Below are 22592 nucleotides of genomic sequence, written 5' to 3' on the forward strand. Positions count from 1 at the left end.
TCCTCTGATTAAATACTCAATTTTATCCCAAAATTTTTCCGCTTATCATATTTTATCTGCTTTCGGAAATTTATTTATCCTACAATCGTTATAGACTGGATTGATTTTTGCTAAATTAGTACTATTAAATTGAAAATTTTAGCTAAAACCAAGCAAATGATGGTTAAAAATTAGCCAATATTCCATTAAATTAACACCTTATTTTAAAATATGAAAAAGCCACATTTGTTATCTTCGGCATTTTTGAGTATTAGTTTGTCGGTGATTTTTATTTCGGCAACTCCTTTAAACGAAGACCCACCGAGTAAAAATGAAACGATTCTTCGTTCGATTGGAGCAATGCTCGAACAAGGACATTATAGTCCAAAAAAAATTGATGATAATTTTTCAAAAGAAATTTTTGTAGAATATCTCAAACGCCTTGACCCAAGTAAACGTATTTTGTTAGAAAAAGATATTTCCAAATTGCGAAAATACGAAACATCAATTGATGACGAAATTCATGGTTCATCTTTGACTTTTTTTACGGCTTCAGACGAAATCTACAAAAACCGAATTTTGGAAGCGGAAGAAATCTACAAGCAATTTATCGAAAAACCTTTTGAATTTACTAAAGATGACGTTTTAGAACTTGATGCCGATAAAATTGATTTTCCTTCAAATGATTCAGAAAGAAAAGAACGTTGGAGAAAATATCTGAAATGGCAAACCCTAGACCGATTCATTGACTCCCAAGAACAACAAGAAAAAAACAAAGACAAAAAAGACTTTGTGGCAAAATCTGACCAAGAATTAGAAAAGGAAGCCCGTGCAAAAGTAAAAAAGGCAATGGACAAATATTTTGACCGTTTGCGTAATAAATTTGACGAAAATCAGCGTTTTGCATTATTAGCCAATACAATCACTAACGAAATGGATCCTCACACAGACTTTTTTCCGCCTATTGAAAAGCGTTCGTTTGATGAGCGTTTGAGCGGTCGTTTTTTCGGAATTGGTGCATTGTTACAACAAGAAGATGATAAAATTAAAATCAAAAGTGTAACAACGGGCGGGCCTGCATGGAAATCGGGCGAAATCCAAGCCAATGATTTTATTGTAAAAGTTGGCCAAGCAACTGGCGATGCAGAAGACATTACGGGTTATACAACCGATGATGCGGTAAAGCTCATCAGAGGAGCGGAAGGAACTGAAGTGAAAATTACGGTTCAAAAACCAGACGGCACTTTAAAAACAGTTTCACTGATTAGAGCAGAATTAAAATTAGACGAAACTTTTGCTCGTAGCGTAATCATTAATAGCGGTAAACATAAAATTGGATTGATTGACTTACCTGCTTTTTATGCCGATTTTCAACGACCACAGGCTGCTCGATGCTCACAAGATGTAGCAAAAGAAGTGACTCGTTTAAAAGCAGAAGGTGTGGAAGGAATTATTTTGGATATTAGAGACAATGGCGGTGGAAGCTTGCAAGAAGTGGTAAACATGGTTGGCTTATTTATCAAAACTGGTCCAGTTGTACAAATTCGTGACCGAGTTGGTCGCTCTTCTCAAATGGGTGATAATGACCCTTCTGTACTTTACGACGGTCCTTTGGTTGTGATGGTAAACGAACGTAGTGCTTCGGCGTCAGAGATTTTTGCTTCAGCAATTCAAGATTATAAACGCGGCATTGTAGTTGGCTCTACATCAACCTTTGGTAAAGGAACAGTTCAACGAGCCATTCCTCTTGGTGGAAATGGCACAGGCAGTGGTGCAGGCGATTTAGGTTCTGTTCATTTAACTTTACAAAAGTATTACCGTATAAATGGTGGTGCAACACAGCTTAAAGGAGTAGAATCTGACATTGTTTTAAATGGCCTTTATGAAGCTTACAAAGTAAAAGAACAAGATAGTCCAAACGCCCTTGTTTGGGATGAAATGCCTAAAGCTGTTTACCAAACATGGTCAAATGCACCTGATTTGACTGCTTTACAACAAAAAAGCAATGAACGATTGACCACCACTAATGTATTCAAACAGATTCAAGACAATACAAATATTTTAGCAGATAACCGTAAAACGGCTCGTTCATTAGAATTGAACAAATATAAAACCCAACAAAAAGAAGTAAGAGATATTTCGACTAAAGTTCGTGGTTTAACCCAGCTAAAAGATGAATTATCAGTAGCTAATTTACCAAGCGATTTGGAAGTTATCAATTCTGATTCTTTGAAAAAAGATAGAAACGATTTTTGGGTAAAATATTTAAAGAAAGATATTTATTTAGGCGAAACGCTTAACATAATTAATGATGTAATTCAGCAAAAAGGTATGGCTGTTAAAAATTGATTTTTGTCGAATAGATTAACAAAAAAGTCTCTCAAAATATTTGGGAGACTTTTTTTTGCTTTACTCTTTTTATCTTTTAAAACTCTTAAACCAACTCCAAACTTTCATCATAATAACGCCAAAAACAGCTTCTCGGAAAATTTTGGTGGACATTTTTGAAACGCCTTTCGTACGATCAGTAAAAATAATTGGCACTTCTGTAATACTAAATTTATACAAATAGGCATTAAATTTCATTTCTATCTGAAAGGCATAACCTATAAAAGTAATCTTATCAAGTGGAATCGTTTGCAGCACTTCTCTTCGATAGCAAATGAAGCCGCCTGTTGGGTCCATTATTTCCATTCGGGTGATAAATCTCACATAAACTCCCGCAAAGTACGACATCAAAACTCGTCCAATTGGCCAATTGACAACATTTACCCCTTTGATATATCGAGAACCAATGGCAACATCAAAACCACCCTCTTTACAGGCTTTAAAAAGACGCACCAAATCTTCTGGATTATGCGAAAAATCAGCATCCATTTCGTAAATAAAGGCATAACCACGCTCCAATGCCCATTTAAAACCATGAATATAAGCAGTTCCTAAACCCAACTTACCGCTGCGTTCTACAATGTGAAGTTTTTCAGCAAATTCGGTCTGCAATTCCTTGATTTTTAGTCCAGTTCCATCAGGCGAACCATCATCAATTACTAAAATATCGAATGCTTCACTAAGGCTCATAACCTTTCTGATAATGGCTTCAATATTTTCAATTTCGTTGTAAGTCGGTATTATTACGAGATTCTCTTTCAATTTATTTGGGTTTGGGATTTACACAAAAAACAAGTTTATAGTTGAATAGCAATTAATATTCCACCTTTTTCTTTTTTTTAATTTCTTCCAAATTTTTTATAACATCATCATAAATAGCAGTCATTAATTCAGGATTTGTCACATAATAATTATAACTTGCTCTATAACGCGTAGTATCAGTTTTATATTTCACCAAAATTTGACGTTCTAATTCTTTGTACACCATTTTGGTTGAATCATAATCTCGCAATGACAAACGACTAACATTTGCTTCAACCAAGTGAATATCTGCGAGTATTTTTGACATCGTTGCTTTATCAATCGCATCTTTCGGAGGACTAGGGTATTTGCTACAAGCCAATGATAGCAAAATGATGCCTAAAAGTAAGAATATTTTTTTTGTCAGCATTTTCACTTTATCTTCGTTTCTGAAATAACTGACAAATTAAGTAAAAATATAACAAATTTCGTGCGTTAAAGTTTGTTAATCGTTTTAGTGCTAGCTTTTAGCGGTTAACTATCAACCTTCAAATGCTTGAGTTTTACGAATTATTACGTTTTAAAATAGCTAATAGTCATTAGCCTAATTGCTAAAAAACAGTGGTAGAAGACATTATATCAAAACTCAATAAGTACGAGATTAAAATCCGAAAAGCGGTAAATGGTCAAATGCAAGGCAATTTTCGCTCGGTTTTTAAAGGCTCTGGTTTGGAATTTAGTGATTTGCGTACCTATCAATATGGTGATGATGTTCGCACGATTGACTGGATTACAACAGCAAAAGGCAATGTAGCCTATGTAAAGATTTTTAAAGAAGAAAAGGAACAAACGGTGTTTTTCATGCTTGATGTGAGTGGCTCGCAGGAAGTAGGAAATAGCGGTCGTTTGAAACTTGATACGGCCAAAGAAATTTGCGGGGTTTTGGCACTTTCAGCTATAAAAGAGGCTGGTCACGTTGGCGTTTATTGTTTTTCTGACCAAAAAGAACTCTATTTTAAGCCTGCAAATGGCATGAAACACGGTTACGAGTTGATTTTGAGTTTGTTCAAAATGAAGCCTGTTTCTCTCAAAACTGATATTCCAACCGCAATCGGGTTTGCTTTAAATATGCTCAAACGTAAAAGCGTTGTTATTCTTATTTCAGATTTTTTGGATGACAATTATGAACATAATCTTAAAGCTTTGGCACGAAAACATGATTTGGTAGTTGTACATATTTATGACCAAAGAGAAGTAAAACTTCCGAGCCTCGGTATTATTCCAGTTTTGGATAAAGAAAGCAAACGTACTGTTTGGCTAAACACTTCTTCATCTTCATTTAAAAAAGAAATGAAAGAAGTCTTTGAGGATAATCAAAAACGGTTGGAAACATTATGTAAACAACACAATGCCAATTATATAGCCATTGATTCGAGAGAAGATTATGTTCCGAAACTCGTGCAGTTATTCAGAATCAGAAAATAAATTATTTTTAATAGCAAAAGTGCCTAATTTAAAACCATTTCTTTGTTTAATTATTGGTTTTTGTCTGATAATTAATGTCTGTTCCGCCCAAAAACCTATCGGCCGTTTTGTGACTGATAGCATTGAACTTGGGCGGCCAATTGATTTTGTGTTGAGCTATCATCATAATCCTTCGGCTGAGATTTTTTTTCCTGATACAACTTACAATTTTTATCCTTTTGAAATTATTCGTAGAAATATTTTTCCAACAATCACCCGCAATAATAGTAGCCTCGATAGTGTAATTTATACATTGGTGACTTTCAATATTGAAAAAAATCAGAAGTTGAGTTTACCAATTTATTTACTTTCCAAACGAGATTGTACGGCCATTTACTCATCGACCGATTCTATATTTTTACGAGAGTTGATTAGATCTCCCGTTGATTCGCTCACATTGCAATCCGACACAAAGCTGCTTCCTCTCCGCCAACAAGTAAATTATCCGCAGATCATCACATATCTATTAGGAATTTTAGGTATCGTACTCGTTATTTACGCTTTGTTCGGACGATTAATTCGGAAGCAATATCAGTTATTTCTGTTCAGTAGAAAACACAAGGACTTTCAAGCAAACTATAAAAAAATAGCCCGTGCAACGCTCAACGATGAAACAATCGGAAAAGCGTTAGTTCTATGGAAAAAACATTTAGAATGGCTCGAAAAACGCCCATATACTTCTTATACTACTAAAGAAATCGTTTCAAGGCTACCCAATGAACGGTTAGAAGAGGCTTTGCGAGAAGTTGATAGTGCTATTTATGGCGGAATTCTTTCTACACAAATGCCACTTGCAATGAATATTTTGCTTGACAATGCCACAGAATTATACAAAAAAAGAAGAGCGGAATTAGCCTCAAATTTGTAGAAAAAAATAAAAATGCAAAATATTGACATCATTTTATCGGATAAGACGCTCAACGAACAAGCTTGTCTTGATTTTGTAAAAACAGACGATTCGGGCGGAATCGTAACTTTTGTAGGTACTGTTCGCAATCAAACCAAAGGCAAAAAAGTTGTTAGACTTGATTTTGAAGCCTACGAACCAATGGCGGTTTCTGAAATGAGAAAAATTGCTGAGCGAGCAATTGAGGCTTTTTCTTTAAAAAAAATTGCTATTTATCATCGAATTGGACAATTAACTATTGGAGAAGTGCCTGTTATCATTGCGGTATCGGCGGCTCATCGAGGAGCGGCTTTCGATGCTTGTGAATTTGCGATTGATACTTTAAAAGAAACTGTTCCGATTTGGAAAAAAGAGATTTTTGAAGATGGTGAAGTTTGGGTTTCGGCAACGCCTTGATTTTAATTTATCTTAATAACATAACTTTTCCCATTAATTCTACTTCATTGTTGCCAATATTTGTAGCTTTCAATAGAAAAGGATAAATTCCAGGTAAATAATTTTCACCATTCCACGATTCATTCAGATTTGTGAGAACCTTTATTAATTTGCCTTTTTGGTCGTAAATCGTCAAACTGATAAATCTGTCCCCTTCTCCAATCACAAAAAAAGTATCATTGATTCCATCATTATTTGGGCTAAAAGCCAGCGGAATGTAAAGCGGCAAATTTATTAAACAACTAATCAAGGTGTTTTTGACACAAATTTTATCTGAAATAAATAATGTCTCATTAGAAGTAAAATGAACTTGATAACAATTTTGCTGATTACATTTTATTAAAGTATCAGTATATACAACTCCTTGAGTGGATAGTTTGGTTTCTGTGTTTTTTTCTACCGTAAAACCTTTTATTGTTACAGATTGTGGTAGTTTCCAATGTAATTCGTTGGCGGTTTCGGTTGCTATGACTTCAAAATCAATGTCACAAATTTCTTTAGAAATATTATTTTGAAAACAAGCACTTGCCATTTGAATCGCATAACAAACATTTTTTGCTGCGTTTGTAAAAGATATTTTTTGCAGACCTACCTCACCATTTTTTGTAGCAATTATCGAGTTATTGGCTAGAATATTTACTTTTTCTCCCGAATAATTATTAAAAGTTAGGCTAAAATTATCTTGATTTGATTTTTCGAGAATAGAAATTTGCGGTTGGTTTACTTTCGGAAATACGATATTAATTGAAGTAGTTGTGGCACAAAAATCGACTTCATATCGCCCAGTAATCGTTATTGTTTTGTCAGTTTTAGAAGCATAATTATGCGAAACCAATGCTGAAGGAAGTTTTACTTTTTCGGGTTGTGACGAATCTCCCCAGTCAATTATACAAAAATCATAAGGTAATAAACCCGCTTTTTTTCCATCAATTATCTCTAAACTTACTTTATTTCCACAAATTTGAGGCTTCACAATTAGCTTATTTGTATCCAAAACAGTCACAATTCCACAAACCCTTAATTCTTGTCCATTATCCTTACGGAACGAAGTTTGCATCACTTTATACGCACCAGGAGTTGTGTAAGTAAAACTTTTTTCTTCTGTCTGATTTGCAGGAAAACCACCTTTATAATCATAAATAAATTTATGTCCTATTGATTGCGAATCTGTTTTAATGATATGAAGCGTAAACGGCACACAACCAATCATTTTTTCGGCATATAAACTCCCCGAACCGATATTTGGGCCATAACATTGGTCGTTCAACGCTTGCCCGAATGAGGCGATTGATGAAAAAAATATCCAAAAAACAATATGTAATCGCATTAGCTTCATCAAATAAAAACCTATTCGGTTGTCAAATTGTTTTTCATTTTTTCAAATTCCTCCTTTGTATTCACGTTTATCAAAAAACGACTTTTATTTACCATAACCAACTGAATATCAGTGTTTTGCAAAAATTTTTTCGGACTTCTATTACCTAATTTTATAAATTCAAGAAGCAAATTTAAGGCTTTGGGTTCATAAATGGTAAACAGCGGTTCAGGAGCATTGTTTTCTGGATTGAAAAAAGCAGTCGCTATTTTTGCTGGATTTCTGTTTTGAATCAAAATTTCAAAACTTGCTTCATTTACCAAAGGCATATCGCACGCAATCACGAGCCAAGCTACATTTTTATTATTCTCAAAAGCCGACAGAATTCCACCAATTGGGCCAAAAGAATAACTATCAATGATTGTCTTTTCGTCAATTATTTGTTCTTCTCTTGCCGAAAAGTAAACTTCAGAACAATATTTTTTAGCCAAGTCAAACAAAAACGCTCGCTGCGATTTCCCATGATAATTGAGCAAACTTTTGTCAGTTCCCATACGAGAGCTTTTCCCGCCAATCAAAATCAAGCAGTTCAAATCTCTTCTAATTTAAAGTCTTTTTTCCCGCCAGTTTTTTCAATCAATCGGGTTTCTTTGATAATAATATTGTGCGAAAAAGCCTTACACATATCATAAATCGTTAAAGCAGCTACGCTTGCACCCGTTAATGCTTCCATTTCGATGCCTGTTTTACCAGTGAGCGACGCAGTACATTCAATGATAATTTCTCGTTTTTCATTTAAAAAAATAGCAATCTGACAATTTTCTAATCCTAAAGGATGACAAAGGGGAATCAAGTCACCTGTTTTTTTGGCTGCCATTACACCCGCAATGATTGCAGTCTGAAAAACTGGACCTTTTTTGGTGTGAATTTCATCATTCGCCAATCTTTCTAAAATAATATCATCCAAAATAACGATGCTTCTTGCTTTGGCGGTGCGGCGTGTAATTGCTTTTTCACTAACATCCACCATTGATGGATTTCCAGCCGAATCTATGTGCGTAAAATTTGTCATATTGTTATTATGTTACGACGAACAAAGCTCAAACGTTGCCTCGTTCCTGTTTTCAAACTATTTTTTTTGTAAAATTCCTAATTCGCTAAATACAACTTCCTCGTTTTCTATCATTTTACGGATAACTTCTTTAACAAACTCTTTATTGTTAAAAAACTGATAATCAACTACTTGATTAATTGAAGCAGGAATGATTTCTAAGATTTTTTGACGATATTTTGCATAAATTTCTAATGGAACTGGTTCTTCTCGTTTTTTTTGTTTCAAACAATTATCACAAATTCCACAGTTAATATTTGTATATTCATTAAAATATTCTTGAAGAAATTGTTGTCGGCATCGGCGATTTTCCTCCACAAACTGTACGACTGAAGCCACTTTTTCTAAGTCTCGTTTTTTTCTACGTTTCATTTCTTCAACATTGATAGTCAAATAATTAACATCTTGTCGAGCCGTTAGAAAGGTTAATTGTGGAATATTTTTTTGTTTTTGATACGTAACAATGCCCACTTGTTGAAGAAAATCGAGCATTTTTTCAATTTCAGAAGCACTTCCGAAAAAGTATTTGCCAATGTTACTTTCCGAAATCGCTACATAACTTGTAAATAAATCTCCGCCATAAATACGCAGTAAAGTTTTTATGAACTTATCATAGCTTGGTGTTTTTATCTGAAAATTATACAATTCGTGGTTATCAACCTTGAAAATCAATTTTGAGGGACTGTAATAAGCATCACTGAGTTGTATCAAGCCTTCATCTTCAAGTTTTTTTAGTTCATTGTGCGTCTCGTGAGCCGAAAGTCCGAAAGTGCCGATAAAGTCCTGAAAATCAAAATCATAGCTTTCAAAGTTTTCTCCACCAACCGCTAATTTGTAGTAATTTGCCAAAGCTTGATAAACTCGTTTGAGATTTTCGATTGGCGGATATTTTTGTTCGGTTTGTTTAAAAACGTCTACCAAATCGCCTTTAAAATAAAGTAATACAGCATAAGCTTTTTTCCCATCACGACCTGCACGACCTGATTCTTGGTAATAGGCTTCGAGATTTTCGGGCAGGTCAAGGTGTATCACTACTCGAACGTCAGGCTTGTCGATTCCCATTCCAAAGGCATTCGTGGCCACTATTGTTCTAACCTGATTTTTCAGCCAAGCATCTTGTTTCTTAAATCGTTCTTGATTGCTAAGACCAGCATGATAAAAATCAGCACTAACTTTACTTCGATTGAGCCAATCAGAAATTTCTTTCGTTCGGCGTCGGCTTCGCACATAAACAATCGCAGAACCTTGTACTTTTTGCAGGATTTCAAAAAGTTTTCGTTCTTTACTTTCTTCACAAAAAACCGAATATGAAATATTAGGTCGAGCAAAACTTTGTTGAAAAACCTGTGTTTTTTTTAGTTCAAGTTTGCTAATAATATCCTGTTGAGCTTCATTAGTGGCAGTTGCCGTAAGGGCAATAATCGGAGCATTTGGTATAAATTTTCTGAACTCAGGAATTTTCAAATATGGTGGACGAAAATCATATCCCCATTGTGAAATACAATGAGCTTCGTCAACCACGAGTAAACAAACCTTCATTAATTTGGTACGAACCTGCATGATTTCGGTAAGCAACCTTTCAGGCGAAACGTAAAGGAACTTAAAATCGCCATAAATGAAATTATCTAATGTATAATCTATTTCGTTGCGGTGCATTCCTGAGTAAATAGCTGCGGCCTTAATTCCTCGACGTTTTAGCTGCTCCACTTGGTCTTTCATCAAAGCAACCAAAGGTGTTATTACGATACAAACCCCTTCCATTGCCATGGCTGGTACTTGAAAACAAATTGATTTTCCTCCACCTGTGGGCATCAATGCGAGCGTATCTTTTCCTGCCAATACCGAAGCGATGATCTCTTCTTGTAATGGCCGAAATGAGTCATATTGCCAAAATTCTTGTAATATTTCTAAAGGGGCTTGCATCTTTAATCGTAGAATCTTCGTCTTTCATACAAAGATAGATGGGCAAATTTTTGAAACAGACAAATATTGCAATTTTGTTTAGTTCATTGATAGACAAAATTGTTCTTTTAATCTTTATTTATTAAGATTCGTTCAACAAAAGTATAAGTTTTTTCGTTAGTTTTGATACCTTGTGAAATATTTGGAAAGCAACCCTATTACAACAATTTACGTATATTTTTAAGACCCTGACAAACAGGCGATTAACTCTAAAAATTATGAGAAAAATTTACCTTTCTGGCTTACTATTTTTGATGGTGATGTCAGTTTTTGCTCAAAAATTGGCTAAACCACGCCACGAACAACTCGCTCAATCGAACCCCGATAAAATTGAGTTTATGAAGGGCAAAATGATTGTTTGTCCAGGGGTTTTTGAAGATGCCAATACTTATGTACCAATGGCAAAAGAGGTTGAAGAAGCATTGAAAGGGCAAAAAGCTCGTGGAACTGCCGCTAAAACGACTTTTATTGTTACCTATAATGGATTTTCTCCTGCTGCCCAAAAATCATTTCAAGCAGCCGTTGATATATGGGCAAATCTCATCAGCTCGCCAGTTCCGATTCGTATTACAGCCACTTGGCGGACAATTGAAGGTGGCTCAAATGGTGGGACAATTTTGGGACAAGCTTCTCCTGCTGATTTCACAAGAAATTTTCCTGGACAACAAAGGGCATCTACTTGGTACCCAATTGCTTTAGCTGAAAAAATTGCGGGACAAGAACTTAACTCTATCAATGAACCAGATATTACTGCCGAATTTAACAGTTCAGCTCCTTGGTATTTGGGCGTTGCGGCTCCTCCTTCTAATCAATTTGACTTTACATCGGTTGTTCTACACGAACTCTGCCACGGTCTAGGATTTACCTCTTCGATGCGGGTTAGTGGAAATAATGGGGTTTGGGGATATGGTACAGGCTCTCCTTTTATATATGACCATTTTTTAGAAAATGGTTCTACGCAACAGCTCCTTAATACGACAAGTTTTCCTAATTCTTCAAATGCTCTTCGCCAAGAATTGTTAAGTGATAATTTGTTTTTCAATAGTCCAACAGCTATTAAAAGTGGAGAAAAACCACGAATTTATGCTCCAATAACGTATGAGCAAGGCTCTAGTATTTCACACGTTAATGATGCTTCTTATCCATCAGGAAATATTAATTCATTAATGACTGCAGGAGCGAGTCTTCGTGAAGTAATCAGAGACCCAGGACCGCTTGTAAAAGGAATGTTTGCTGATATGGGTTGGAAAGGGACTTCAATGGTACATTCGAGAGTTAAAAATATTGAAAATCAAGTCAGTAAAGTAACCATTAAAGCAACTATTACAAGCGATACCACACTCGTTACAGGAAGTGCAAAATTGTATTATACAGAAAATGATACAATAACTAATGCAAAAGCGATTGAACTCAAAAGAATTGGTACAACCGACGAATATTCGGTTGATGTTCCAATCACAAAATCGCCTTCTGTTATCCGTTATTATTTAGTAGTTGAAGACAATTATAAACGAAAAAATACAGTACCTGCTGAAGCCCCAACAAAGGGTTATTACGGATTTAGTGTTGGCAATGAAGATGTATCTTCTCCATTTGTAACAACTAATCCACCTACGGTTATTTCATCCAGTTCAACTCCCGATGTATTTGCCAATATTGAAGATAACTTTGAACATGGCATCGATACCGCTTATGTTGAATACAAAATAAATGGCATTGAACAAAAACCATTTGGTTTAAAAAGATACAATGTAGCAACTGACGACAAAGCTTATTCACAAGGACGAAATGACATATTTGCATTTTTAGCTAAAAGTCCATTTGGTAGTTTGAAACTCAACGATAGAGTACTTTATCGAATCGTAGCTATTGATAAATCGAAAAATAAAAACAAAACCGTTCTCCCGGCATATTTCAATACGCCAGGAACAAATGTTACTGCAACTCCAGATTATTTTGAATTTGTAGTGAGTGATTTGAAAACACAAAACCCAATCAAGGTTTATTCTAATATGTTTGATGCAACTACCGATGATTTTGCTACAATTGGTGGCTGGGGAGTAGCACAACCAACAGGTTTCACAAATGGGGCATTGCATTCTGCACATCCTTACAAAAATGGTGGAAATGAAGATTTGCAATCTAATACAATTGCATTGCTTAGATACCCTGTCGAATTAAAACAAGAATTAGATTCTGCTACAATTACATTCGATGAAGTTGCATTAGTTGAACCAGGTGCTGATGGTTCTGTGTACGGAGATGTCGACTTTTATGATTATGTGGTTGTTGAAGGCTCTTATGATGGTGGTGCAAGTTGGGTTTCTTTTGAAGATGGTTATGATGCAAGTGCTGATGCTAGTTGGACAAAAGCATTTAATAGTAGTGGCGTAGAAGGAAGTTTCATCGGTGCCGATGGAAAAAGCTATCAATCTTCTGATTCAAAGGGAACAGCAACATCTGCACTTTTCAAGAGAAGAACCATAAAAATGCTAGCTAGTGGCGATTTTGTTGGTGGAGACATTATTCTAATTCGTTTTAGATTATTTGCTGATGAATTAACTTACGGTTGGGGTTGGGTTATTGATAATCTTCAAGTTCAGGTACCGCCACCACCACCAATTTTGGCAACCGAACAAGTAGCCGAAAAAGCAATGACGCTTTCGCCGAATCCTAGTCCTGATGAGATACAAATAACCACGAGTTTGGCAAAACCTGGCCGTGTTAAAATGGAAGTAATTAGCTCTAAAGGTGTAAAAATGATGGATAGAGAATATCTCACCGATATCAATACTTTTAACCAAAAAATAGACCTAAGTGATTTCACAACAGGTTCTTATATCGTAAGATTATATACAGATACAGGTATCATCGTAAAGCGGTTTGTAGTCAATAAATAGTAGTTTTTAACTCAAAACTTTTATTTGGAAAGCGTCTTTTTTCTAACCGAAAAAGGACGCTTTTTAATTTGTATAAATTTATGTAGATTCGTGTCCTATAAATCAAAGATAAAATATGCGTAAATTCTTAGTAGTAGTTCTGTTTGCTTTTTTGGGTATTTCTTGTAAAACAACTCAAAACATAGCTAGCCGCTCACCTTATGCCAAAATGATTGATTCTTCAAGTGTTTTTTCTCAAAGCATAACTGGCATGGCTTTATATGATTTGGGTGAACAAAAAATGATTTTTGAACGAAATGCTAATCGATATTTTACTCCAGCTTCTAATACTAAATTATTTACTTTTTATGCTAGTATTAAAACACTCGGTGACTCAATTCCTGCTTTAAGATACGAAATAAAAAGTGACTCTTTGATTTTTTGGGGAACTGGCGACCCTACTCTTTTTCACCCAGATTTAAAGAACACAAAAACTTTTGAGTTTTTGAAAACATACAAAAACAGCAAATATTTTTATTTTTCTGATGGAAACTTTACCAATGAATACTTCGGTGAAGGCTGGTCTTGGGATGATTACAATGATTATTATTCGCCCGAATTATCTCCATTGCCAATGTACGGAAATATAGTAAGAATAAAAGTCGACAATGGCCAACTAAAACCACAACCTAGTATTTTCACAAACAGTTTTTATAAAAAAGAAAAAGGTAGTTATATCAAACGAACTGTGGCCGACAACCAATTTTTATTCCCACAATCACTTTTACAAAAACCTGATTATCAACAAGATATTCCATATAAAACATCAACCGCATTAACGCAACAATTGCTTATTGATACACTTCGCAAAAATGTAAGTTTACTAAATATACCCGTTTCAGCCAATGCAAAAACGATTTATAGTATGGCTTCCGAAGATGTTTATCGTGTAATGATGCAGGAAAGTGATAATATGCTTGCAGAACAGTTATTGCTACTTTGTGGAGCAACCTTAAAAGATTCTATTAATTCATCTTTTGCCATTAAATCTATTATCCAAAACCACCTGCAAGATTTACCAGATGCTCCCAAATGGGTTGATGGTTCGGGGCTATCACGATATAATTTGTTTACGCCTCGCTCAATCATTAAGCTACTCGAAAAAATACACGCTTCAATACCCGAAGAAAAACTTTTTTCGATTTTAGCAACAGGCGGAAAATCTGGAACGATAAAGAATTTGTACAAAACAGAAGAAAAGCCATTTATTTTTGCTAAATCTGGCTCTTTAGGTGGAGTTTATAACCTTAGTGGATACATCATTACAAAAAAAGGCAAAACGTTATTATTTAGTCTGATGAATAATAACTTCACAAAACCCACCTCGCAAATACGTAGAGAAGTCGAAAAAATACTTTTACAGGTACGAGAAAGGGAGTAAATAATTACTCCCTTTTGTTATTTTTTCTTTGAATTAAGAGCTTCGTTTCTTAATGAACTAGCCGTATGGTATTCTCCCGTATGACTCCAACCTGGAGGCATAAATATGTACGCTAGTTTGTTTTTAATACCTGGAGCTGCAACAACATCTTTCCACAAATCAATTAGTTCACCAAAATAGACATCTGTAAAACTATTTGAATCCATTTCTCTTGTAATGCCAAAATCAATCGGTTCTTCCACGTCTTCTTTTTGATATGTTCTAAATATAATATCCCAAATATTTATAATAGAACAGAAATTCGTATCCATATACAAGTGATTACGGCCATGATGTACTCGATGGTGTGAAGGCGTCAGAATAAATTTTTCTAAAAACCCAAGTCTTCCATTTTTCATCGAACTTTCGCTTATATGTACAAATGCCCCCCAAATACTATCAATAATCATGATTGCAAAAAACATGATTGGTTGAAGACCAAGTAGCATACAAAAAGTTGCTGCAAAAATTTCAGTATAGATATTTTCTATAAAAAAAGTAGTGAGCGTAATTGAAGAATTTAAGTCTTCGGAAGAATGATGAACCGAGTGAAAACACCACAAAAACCGAATTTTATGAGTCAAATAATGACGAATATAGTTATTTAGTTCATAAACAAGATACCCATAAATGAACCAATACCAAGTTAGCGTTGTCTGAATAATTGCATATTTTTGAAAAATACCAATACAAATTAGTAAGACAGAAACGCCAATAAGTCGACTTAAAATACGATTTACTACAATTATTAAAAATGGAACTTTATAACTTTCTTTTCTAAAACGATTGACAGCCAATAACCATAAAACTTCAAAAATGATAATAATTGGTGCTAAAGGTGAAAGAATAGCTAATAATCCATCAATTGTTAAAAATGCTCTGTAATTGCCTGATTGTAGTACGTCTAATAATCCGCCAACTCTAAAAAAAATAACTAATTCATTAAAAATATCTCTAAAAAAAGGCATGTAGGTAATTTTTTAAGTGGTTTTGTTACTTCAATACTCCTTTGAAGTAGTAAATTATTGATTATATCATTAATCAATTTATCTTTTTAATAGTGTTCTGGTTAGAACTTGACATAAATATGCTATCATATTTAAGACTTTTTTTAATATCAAAAGGTTGCAATACTCGACATTAAATTTCTTTAATATTAAAAAAGTAGCAATTTATTTCAATTCGTGGTTCAAAAAGAAACCAGTATAACTGCCTTTTACCTTGGCAACTTGCTCAGGTGTACCTTCGGCAACAATGCTTCCTCCTTTATTTCCTCCCTCTGGACCAATATCAATGACGTGGTCAGAAACTTTAATAACATCAAGATTATGCTCAATAATTAAAACAGTATTACCCTTATTGGCTAACTTTTGTAATACTTCAAGAAGTTTTTGAATATCCTTAAAATGCAAGCCAGTTGTAGGCTCATCAAGAATATATATTGTTTTTCCTGTATCTTTTTTAGATAGTTCTTCGGCTAATTTAACTCTTTGTGCTTCTCCACCCGAAAGCGTAGTTGCATGTTGGCCAAGCGTAATATAACCTAAACCAACCTCGTTTAAAATCTGTACTTTCCGATTGATTTTTGGAATACTTTCAAAAAACTCTACTGCCTGCTCAACAGTCATATCAAGAATATCTGCAATAGATTTTCCTTTGTACCGAACCTCCAACGTTTCACGATTAAAGCGTTTGCCTTTGCACGTTTCGCAAGCAACGTGTACATCTGGAAGGAATTCCATTTCTATTTTCTTCATTCCAGCACCTTCACAATCTTCACAACGCCCGCCTTTTACGTTAAACGAAAAACGGCCTGGTTTGTAACCTCTAATTTTTGCTTCAGGAAGTTCGGCAAAAAGTGTCCTTATTTCTGAAAACATTCCTGTATAAGTTGCAGGATTACTTCTTGGCGTTCTTCCAATTGGGCTTTGGTCAACTTCAATAACTTTATCCAAAAACTCTAGCCCTTCTATTGATTTATGGGCTAACGGTTCTCTTTTTGAATGATAAAAATATTTATTTAATACTGGAAATAGCGTTTCGTGAATCAACGATGACTTCCCACTTCCACTCACTCCTGTGATACAAATCATTTTTCCCAAAGGCAATTTCAACGTAACATTTTTTAAGTTATGCCCCGTTGCTCCCTTGATTATCAAGTAATTTCCATTGCCTTTTCTTCGCTCTTTTGGAATTTCAATATTTGCTCTTCCACTCAAATAATCAGATGTAATACTGTTATTTTTCAGAAATTCTGTTGGAGTGCCGTGTCCCACAATACTTCCACCATGTCGGCCTGCTCCAGGGCCAATATCTAAAATATAATCCGATTCAAGCATCATATCTTTGTCATGCTCAACAACCAAAACCGTATTACCTAAATCTCGCAAATCTTTTAATGCTTGAATCAACTTTACATTATCTCTTTGATGTAAACCAATACTTGGTTCATCCATGATGTATAAAACACCGACCAATTGCGTACCGATTTGAGTAGCTAAGCGAATACGTTGAGATTCTCCCCCAGAAAGCGTTCGCAACGGACGATTCAATGTTAGATAATCCAAGCCAATTCCCATCAAAAAGCCAATTCGTTTACGTATTTCTTTCAATATCTCTTTAGCAATCAGATTCTGGCGGTCGGTCAAACAATTTTCTAAATCACTAAACCATTCTGCAATTTCCCGAATATCCATTTCCGCTAATTCGGCAATATTCCGTTCAGCTATTTTAAAATTTAACGACTCTTTTTTTAGCCTAAAACCTTCGCAATCTGGACAAGTTTTAATAACTAAATAATCTCGTACCCAATCCTGAATTTTGTCATTATCGGAATCTTGTTGACGTTTCAAAAAAGTAATAACACCTTCAAAAGTTGTATTCCATTCTGTTCCAGGATATTTTTTTGATGGAACAGGTAGCGGTGTGTCACTTCCATAAAGAATCGTTTTTAAGGCTTCTTCAGGGATTTTATCAATTGGCGTTGAAATATTTGACTTATAAGCCTTCAAGATTACATCAATTTGCTTGAAAATCCATAAATCACGAAATTCGCCTAATGGTGCAATTCCTCCACGACTGATGCTCAATGTTTTATCAGGAATGATTGATTCTTCAGTAATTTCCTCTACTGTTCCAAGTCCATTACAAGTAGGGCAAGCTCCATAAGGAGAATTGAACGAAAAACTATTGGGTGAAGGGTCTTCGTAGGAAATCCCCGATTCGGGGTCAGTCAGGTTTTGCGAAAAATATTGCGTATTATTTGTCGTATCTAAAAGCATCATTGAGCCTTTTCCTTGCTTTAGAGCCGTTCCAACCGATTGACTCAGGCGATAACGGTCTGCAATTTTCGGAATAACTCTGTCGATAACAATTTCAATATCGTGAATTTTGTAACGGTCGAGTTGCATTTTTGGATTAATTTCCAAAACCTCGCCATCAACTCGCACTTTATTATAACCAAGTTTTGCAATCTGCACGAAAAGTTCACGATAATGTCCTTTACGTCCTTTGACGACTGGAGCAAGTAAGGTAACTTTCTGATTTTCAAATTGTTGTAGAATTTGGTCAATAATTTGGTCTTGTGTTTGCTTAACCATTTTATTGCCAGTAATATAACTAAAGGCTTCGCCAGCACGAGCAAAAAATAGACGCAAAAAATCGTAGATTTCGGTGGTAGTTCCAACGGTTGAGCGAGGATTTTTAGACGTAGTTTTCTGTTCTATTGATATTACGGGCGAAAGTCCATTGATTTTATCAACATCCGGACGCTCCATATTACCAATAAAACTACGGGCATAGGCTGAAAAGCTTTCCATGTAGCGACGTTGGCCTTCGGCATAAATTGTATCGAATGCTAAAGAAGATTTCCCACTACCTGAAATTCCAGTAATTACAACCAATTTATTTCTTGGAATAATTACATCAATATTCTTGAGGTTGTGTTCTCTTGCCCCTAATACTTCAATTTGTTCGTAACCCGTTAGGTCAACATCATTCAATTTTTTATTGCTCACTATTTACGCCGTTTTTTTATACAAAGATAACGAAAAAAGCGTGTTGGTGGTTCAGAAAAATTAAAAGCCGTAGCCTGTGAAAACACAATGCTACGGCTTTTAAACTTATTAGATACGATACTATAAAAATCTATAACAAAACTGATGCTTCCGAAAATTCTCTAACAGCGTTAGCAATCCCTTCTGGGTCAAAACCACACTCATGGTGTAATTCCAATTGCTCTCCGTGTTCAACAATTCGGTCAGGAATACCCAAACGCTTTACTTTCGCTGAATAACCATTATCAATCATGAATTCAATAACCGCACTTCCCATTCCACCTTGTAAACAACCATCCTCAACGGTGATTACGCGGTCGAATTTTTGAAAAACTTCATGCAACATCATTTCATCCAAAGGTTTTACAAATCGCAAGTCATAATGAGCTGGATTTAAGCCTTCTTTTTCTAATATTTCACAAGCTTTGACTGCATAATTTCCAATATGACCAATCGTCAAAATGGCTACTTCTTCACCATCTTTTATCTTTTTACCCTTCCCGATTTCAATTTTTTGGAAAGGCCTTTTCCAATCTGGCATCACACCCTCTCCTCTAGGATAGCGAATCGTGAATGCTGTTTTAAGTTTTTGAATTTCGTCTAACTGAAATGTAAACATCATGTTTCGTAACTCTTCTTCATTCATTGGAGACGCAACAACCATATTCGGAATACACCTCATGTAAGCAATATCATACGCACCATGATGCGTAGGGCCATCTGCTCCCGCAAAACCAGCACGGTCAAGGCAAAAAATAACAGGTAGTTGTTGTAAACAAACGTCATGAATTACTTGGTCATAAGCACGTTGCATAAAAGTTGAGTAAATATTACAATAAACTACCAGATTTTGGGTGGCCATTCCAGCCGAAAACGTAACAGCGTGCTGTTCGGCAATACCAACATCAAAAGCACGGTCGGGCATGGCTTTCATCATAATATTCAACGACGAACCCGACGGCATGGCAGGCGTTACACCTACTATTTTATCATTTTTCTCTGCTAATTCTACGATTGTATTACCAAAAACATCTTGGTATTTGGGTGGCATTGGTTTGTCATAAACCTTTTTTTGAATAATACCTGTCACTTTATCAAAAAGCCCTGGTGCGTGCCATTTAGTTTGGTCTTTTTCAGCAGGTGCGTAACCTTTTCCTTTAACAGTCAAACAATGCAGGATTTTTGGGCCAGGAATATGCTTTAAATCTTCTAAAACACTTACCAAATGGTCTATATCATGTCCGTCAATCGGGCCAAAATAACGAAGATTCAACGCTTCAAAGAAATTACTTTGGCTCAGCAAAGCTCCTTTCATAGCATTTTCTACTTTAGCAACAATTTTTCTAGCACTTGTGCCGAATGTACTCATTTTGCCGAGTAATTGCCAAATATCTTCCTTAACGTTATTGTAAGTTTTTGAGGTAGTAATATCAGTTAGATATTCTTTCAAAGCACCTACATTTGGGTCAATTGCCATGCAATTATCATTCAGAATAATCAGCACATTCGCATCTTTCATTGCTCCTGCGTGGTTCATTCCTTCAAAAGCCATACCTGCGGTCATTGAACCATCACCAATAATAGCAATATGTTGGCGTTTGGGTTCGCCATTAATATTCGACCCAACAGCCATTCCTAAGGCTGCCGAAATTGAAGTCGATGAATGACCAACACCAAAAGTATCAAATTCACTTTCTTTTCTTTTGGGAAAACCCGAAATCCCTCCGTAAAACCTATTTGTATGAAATTTATCTCTCCTACCTGTCAATATTTTATGCCCATAAGCTTGGTGTCCTACATCCCAAACCAACTGGTCGTCAGGTGTATTAAACACATAATGTAAGGCTACTGTCAGTTCGACTACACCTAAACTCGAACTAAAATGCCCACCATAAACTGAAACTGTATCGATAATGTATTGACGAAGTTCATCAGCAATTTGCGGAAGCTTTGTTCGCTCAACTTTTTTTAAATCCGCAGGAAAGTTAATGTCTTTCAGAATTTCACCGGGTATTATAAGCATATCTTTTTACCAATTAGAGGTAGATTGTCTTTTTAAAACTGAACAAAGTTAAAATTGTTCGATTCTGAAGAAAAAAATTACGTATATAACTCGTAAGCAATAATCAACAGTCGATTAAATACACAAACCCATTCGGTTTGAATGTCAAATATATAGATATTTCAAAAACATTTTCGCAAAATAAACCTCAATTTTTTTGACAATGACGTCTAAAATAAAGCTTTAAATGTATGAGCTTTTTTATCAATCTTTCTTTTGGCTTGCTCGATAGAGTTTTTGTTTTTCTTCTTTTGTGAGACTTTCGTAACCTGATTTTCCAATTTTATCAAGTATTGCATCGACTTCATCTTGGTCAGGAAAATAATTCGGGTCAAGACTTGCATTATTACTACCTTTACTCGCAACCGTAGATTCACTGTATTTTCTCTGTGGAATTTTCATTTGAGGTTTTGGTCGCCAAAGGCTTCCCCACCAATCAGCCATTGATTCAATTGGACTTCCTAAATCAACCCCTTTTCGTAGTAAATAAATGTAAGAATAGCCCGCCAAAGCTCCTCCTAAATGAGAAATACCGCTACTTGGTACAATAAATGATAATATCAAGAAAAACCAAGCAATGTAACGTATCTTGATTAGAATGATACCAAACAAATAAAATTCGTATTCGGGAAGTAAAGCAACCGCCGCAAACATTACCGCATAAACTGCCGCTGATGCTCCCAAAATAGTTGGACTAATATTGTTCAGTTGAGGTGAAAGAGCAAGAAGGTTATAAATAGCCACATAAACAAGGCCACTAACTAAGCCTCCAATAATATAAATATTTAATAGTTTTCTGCTTCCAATGAACTCCTGCACCAAAGTACCAAACCAAAATAAAGTTAGCATATTGAAAAGCAAATGCAAGAAACCATAGTGCGTAAAGGCATAAGTTATTAATGTCCAAGGTTTCCAAATAAATTGCCTTACAGGAGCTATCAGCTCAAAATTATCAGTAATTGCTTTGTTGATAATTTCTCCTTTTGGAGTAAAAGAAAATATAAAACCTAATAAAATTAAAGACAGGAATACCCCAACGTTAATAAGCATCAACTGCACTAACGTGTTGCCTTTTCTAAAAGGATTCTTTATGTCGTCAATTAAACTTGCCACTATTAATAAAATCTATCCTTTTTCTTGTTCCAATAATTAATTAATAATATACCAAAAATTAGGCCACCGATGTGTGCAAAATGAGCAACACCTGGCATAACATTATATACTCCAGAGAAAATTTCAAAAAGAGTATATAAAGATACTAAATATTTTGCTTTTACTGGTATTGGCAGAGGAAAAATTATCATTTCAGTATTAGGAAATAATCTTGCAAAAGCTCCTAAAATACCAAATATCGCTCCTGATGCACCAACCATTGAGCCGCTCATCATCATGGTGTATTCGGGTGAATCAATGGAAAATTTTGAAATTTCGTACAAATTTATACTTCCATGCAACAAACAAGCTCCAACTCCAGATACAATGTATAAAATCAAAAAGCGTTTGCCTCCCAAAAATCTCTCCAGCATTGGCCCAAACATAAATAAACCAAACATATTACTAAAAATATGTCCTGAGTTTGCGTGCAGAAACATATACGTAAAAATCTGTATTGGGTTAAATAAACCCATTTCATGCATCGAAAATGTGTGATAGCCAAATGTGGCGGCGAGGTCAATTCTCAAAAAACTTCCTACCAAATAAACGGCAATGTTTGCCATCAATAAGTTACGAACAATCGGTGTAACTTGAAACAT

17 protein-coding genes are annotated in these 22592 nt (G+C 35.2%); 6 read left to right on the forward strand and 11 right to left on the reverse strand.

The window, feature by feature from the left end:
- Positions 1-210 precede the first annotated feature (210 nt).
- Positions 211-2328: a carboxy terminal-processing peptidase gene (locus MJQ71_RS13700; protein ID WP_238807192.1), complete on the forward strand. Its 2118-nt coding sequence runs from the start codon at positions 211-213 to the stop codon at positions 2326-2328.
- A gap of 69 nt (positions 2329-2397) precedes the next feature.
- Here MJQ71_RS13700 and MJQ71_RS13705 read toward each other — a convergent pair whose 3' ends face one another.
- Together MJQ71_RS13705 and MJQ71_RS13710 are read right to left on the reverse strand one after the other, a co-directional pair.
- Positions 2398-3129, reverse strand: coding sequence for a polyprenol monophosphomannose synthase (locus MJQ71_RS13705; RefSeq protein WP_238807193.1), 732 nt, complete (start codon positions 3127-3129; stop codon positions 2398-2400).
- Positions 3130-3181: 52 nt separating this feature from the next.
- A complete protein-coding gene (locus tag MJQ71_RS13710; RefSeq protein WP_238807194.1) occupies positions 3182-3538 on the reverse strand; it encodes a DUF4296 domain-containing protein in 357 nt (118 codons plus the stop codon).
- A gap of 191 nt (positions 3539-3729) precedes the next feature.
- Between MJQ71_RS13710 and MJQ71_RS13715 the strand changes: the two genes are divergently transcribed.
- The 3 genes from MJQ71_RS13715 (at position 3730) to MJQ71_RS13725 (ending at position 5935) form a co-directional block, all read left to right on the forward strand.
- Positions 3730-4593 (forward strand): DUF58 domain-containing protein, encoded by an 864-nt coding sequence (locus MJQ71_RS13715; protein WP_238807195.1) that lies wholly within the window; start codon positions 3730-3732, stop codon positions 4591-4593.
- Positions 4594-4702: 109 nt separating this feature from the next.
- Positions 4703-5500, forward strand: a complete 798-nt coding sequence (locus tag MJQ71_RS13720; protein WP_238807196.1) for a hypothetical protein — start codon at positions 4703-4705, stop codon at positions 5498-5500.
- A gap of 12 nt (positions 5501-5512) precedes the next feature.
- On the forward strand, positions 5513-5935 hold the full coding sequence (locus MJQ71_RS13725) for a molybdenum cofactor biosynthesis protein MoaE (RefSeq protein ID WP_238807197.1): 423 nt from the start codon (positions 5513-5515) through the stop codon (positions 5933-5935).
- 7 nt (positions 5936-5942) lie between these two features.
- Here MJQ71_RS13725 and MJQ71_RS13730 read toward each other — a convergent pair whose 3' ends face one another.
- From MJQ71_RS13730 to MJQ71_RS13745, 4 genes are read right to left on the reverse strand one after another with little or no spacing between them, the layout of a single operon-like run.
- Positions 5943-7301, reverse strand: coding sequence for a T9SS type B sorting domain-containing protein (locus MJQ71_RS13730; protein WP_238807198.1), 1359 nt, complete (start codon positions 7299-7301; stop codon positions 5943-5945).
- A gap of 20 nt (positions 7302-7321) precedes the next feature.
- Positions 7322-7882, reverse strand: a complete 561-nt coding sequence (locus MJQ71_RS13735) for an NTP transferase domain-containing protein (protein ID WP_238807199.1) — start codon at positions 7880-7882, stop codon at positions 7322-7324.
- Complete coding sequence (gene moaC / locus MJQ71_RS13740; protein WP_238807200.1) at positions 7879-8361, reverse strand: cyclic pyranopterin monophosphate synthase MoaC; 483 nt, start codon at positions 8359-8361, stop codon at positions 7879-7881. Before moaC ends, MJQ71_RS13735 begins: the two co-directional genes overlap by 4 nt.
- Before the next feature lie 57 nt (positions 8362-8418).
- Positions 8419-10323, reverse strand: coding sequence for a RecQ family ATP-dependent DNA helicase (locus MJQ71_RS13745; protein WP_238807201.1), 1905 nt, complete (start codon positions 10321-10323; stop codon positions 8419-8421).
- Between the two features lie 257 nt (positions 10324-10580).
- Here MJQ71_RS13745 and MJQ71_RS13750 point away from each other — a divergent pair, with 257 nt between their 5' ends.
- The gene (locus MJQ71_RS13750; RefSeq protein ID WP_238807202.1) at positions 10581-13262 is read left to right on the forward strand and encodes a T9SS type A sorting domain-containing protein; all 2682 of its coding nucleotides are present in this window, start codon (positions 10581-10583) and stop codon (positions 13260-13262) included.
- 115 nt (positions 13263-13377) lie between these two features.
- Positions 13378-14682 carry a D-alanyl-D-alanine carboxypeptidase/D-alanyl-D-alanine-endopeptidase gene (locus MJQ71_RS13755; protein WP_238807203.1) on the forward strand — a complete coding sequence of 435 codons (1305 nt, stop codon included), beginning with the start codon at positions 13378-13380 and terminating at the stop codon, positions 14680-14682.
- A gap of 17 nt (positions 14683-14699) precedes the next feature.
- Here MJQ71_RS13755 and MJQ71_RS13760 read toward each other — a convergent pair whose 3' ends face one another.
- The 5 genes from MJQ71_RS13760 to MJQ71_RS13780 all read right to left on the reverse strand — a co-directional run bounded on the left by MJQ71_RS13760 (position 14700) and on the right by MJQ71_RS13780 (position 22592).
- Positions 14700-15689, reverse strand: coding sequence for a sterol desaturase family protein (locus tag MJQ71_RS13760; RefSeq protein WP_238807204.1), 990 nt, complete (start codon positions 15687-15689; stop codon positions 14700-14702).
- 204 nt (positions 15690-15893) lie between these two features.
- Positions 15894-18737, reverse strand: a complete 2844-nt coding sequence (gene uvrA, locus MJQ71_RS13765; RefSeq protein ID WP_238807205.1) for an excinuclease ABC subunit UvrA — start codon at positions 18735-18737, stop codon at positions 15894-15896.
- A gap of 130 nt (positions 18738-18867) precedes the next feature.
- The gene (dxs, locus tag MJQ71_RS13770) at positions 18868-20799 is read right to left on the reverse strand and encodes a 1-deoxy-D-xylulose-5-phosphate synthase (RefSeq protein ID WP_238807206.1); all 1932 of its coding nucleotides are present in this window, start codon (positions 20797-20799) and stop codon (positions 18868-18870) included.
- A 243-nt stretch (positions 20800-21042) separates the two neighbouring features.
- A complete protein-coding gene (locus MJQ71_RS13775) occupies positions 21043-21951 on the reverse strand; it encodes a rhomboid family protein (protein ID WP_238807207.1) in 909 nt (302 codons plus the stop codon).
- A gap of 2 nt (positions 21952-21953) precedes the next feature.
- On the reverse strand, positions 21954-22592 hold the full coding sequence (locus MJQ71_RS13780; RefSeq protein ID WP_238807208.1) for a rhomboid family intramembrane serine protease: 639 nt from the start codon (positions 22590-22592) through the stop codon (positions 21954-21956).

It is taken from the genome of Emticicia aquatica, assembly GCF_923079645.1.
GTDB lineage: Bacteria > Bacteroidota > Bacteroidia > Cytophagales > Spirosomataceae > Emticicia > Emticicia aquatica.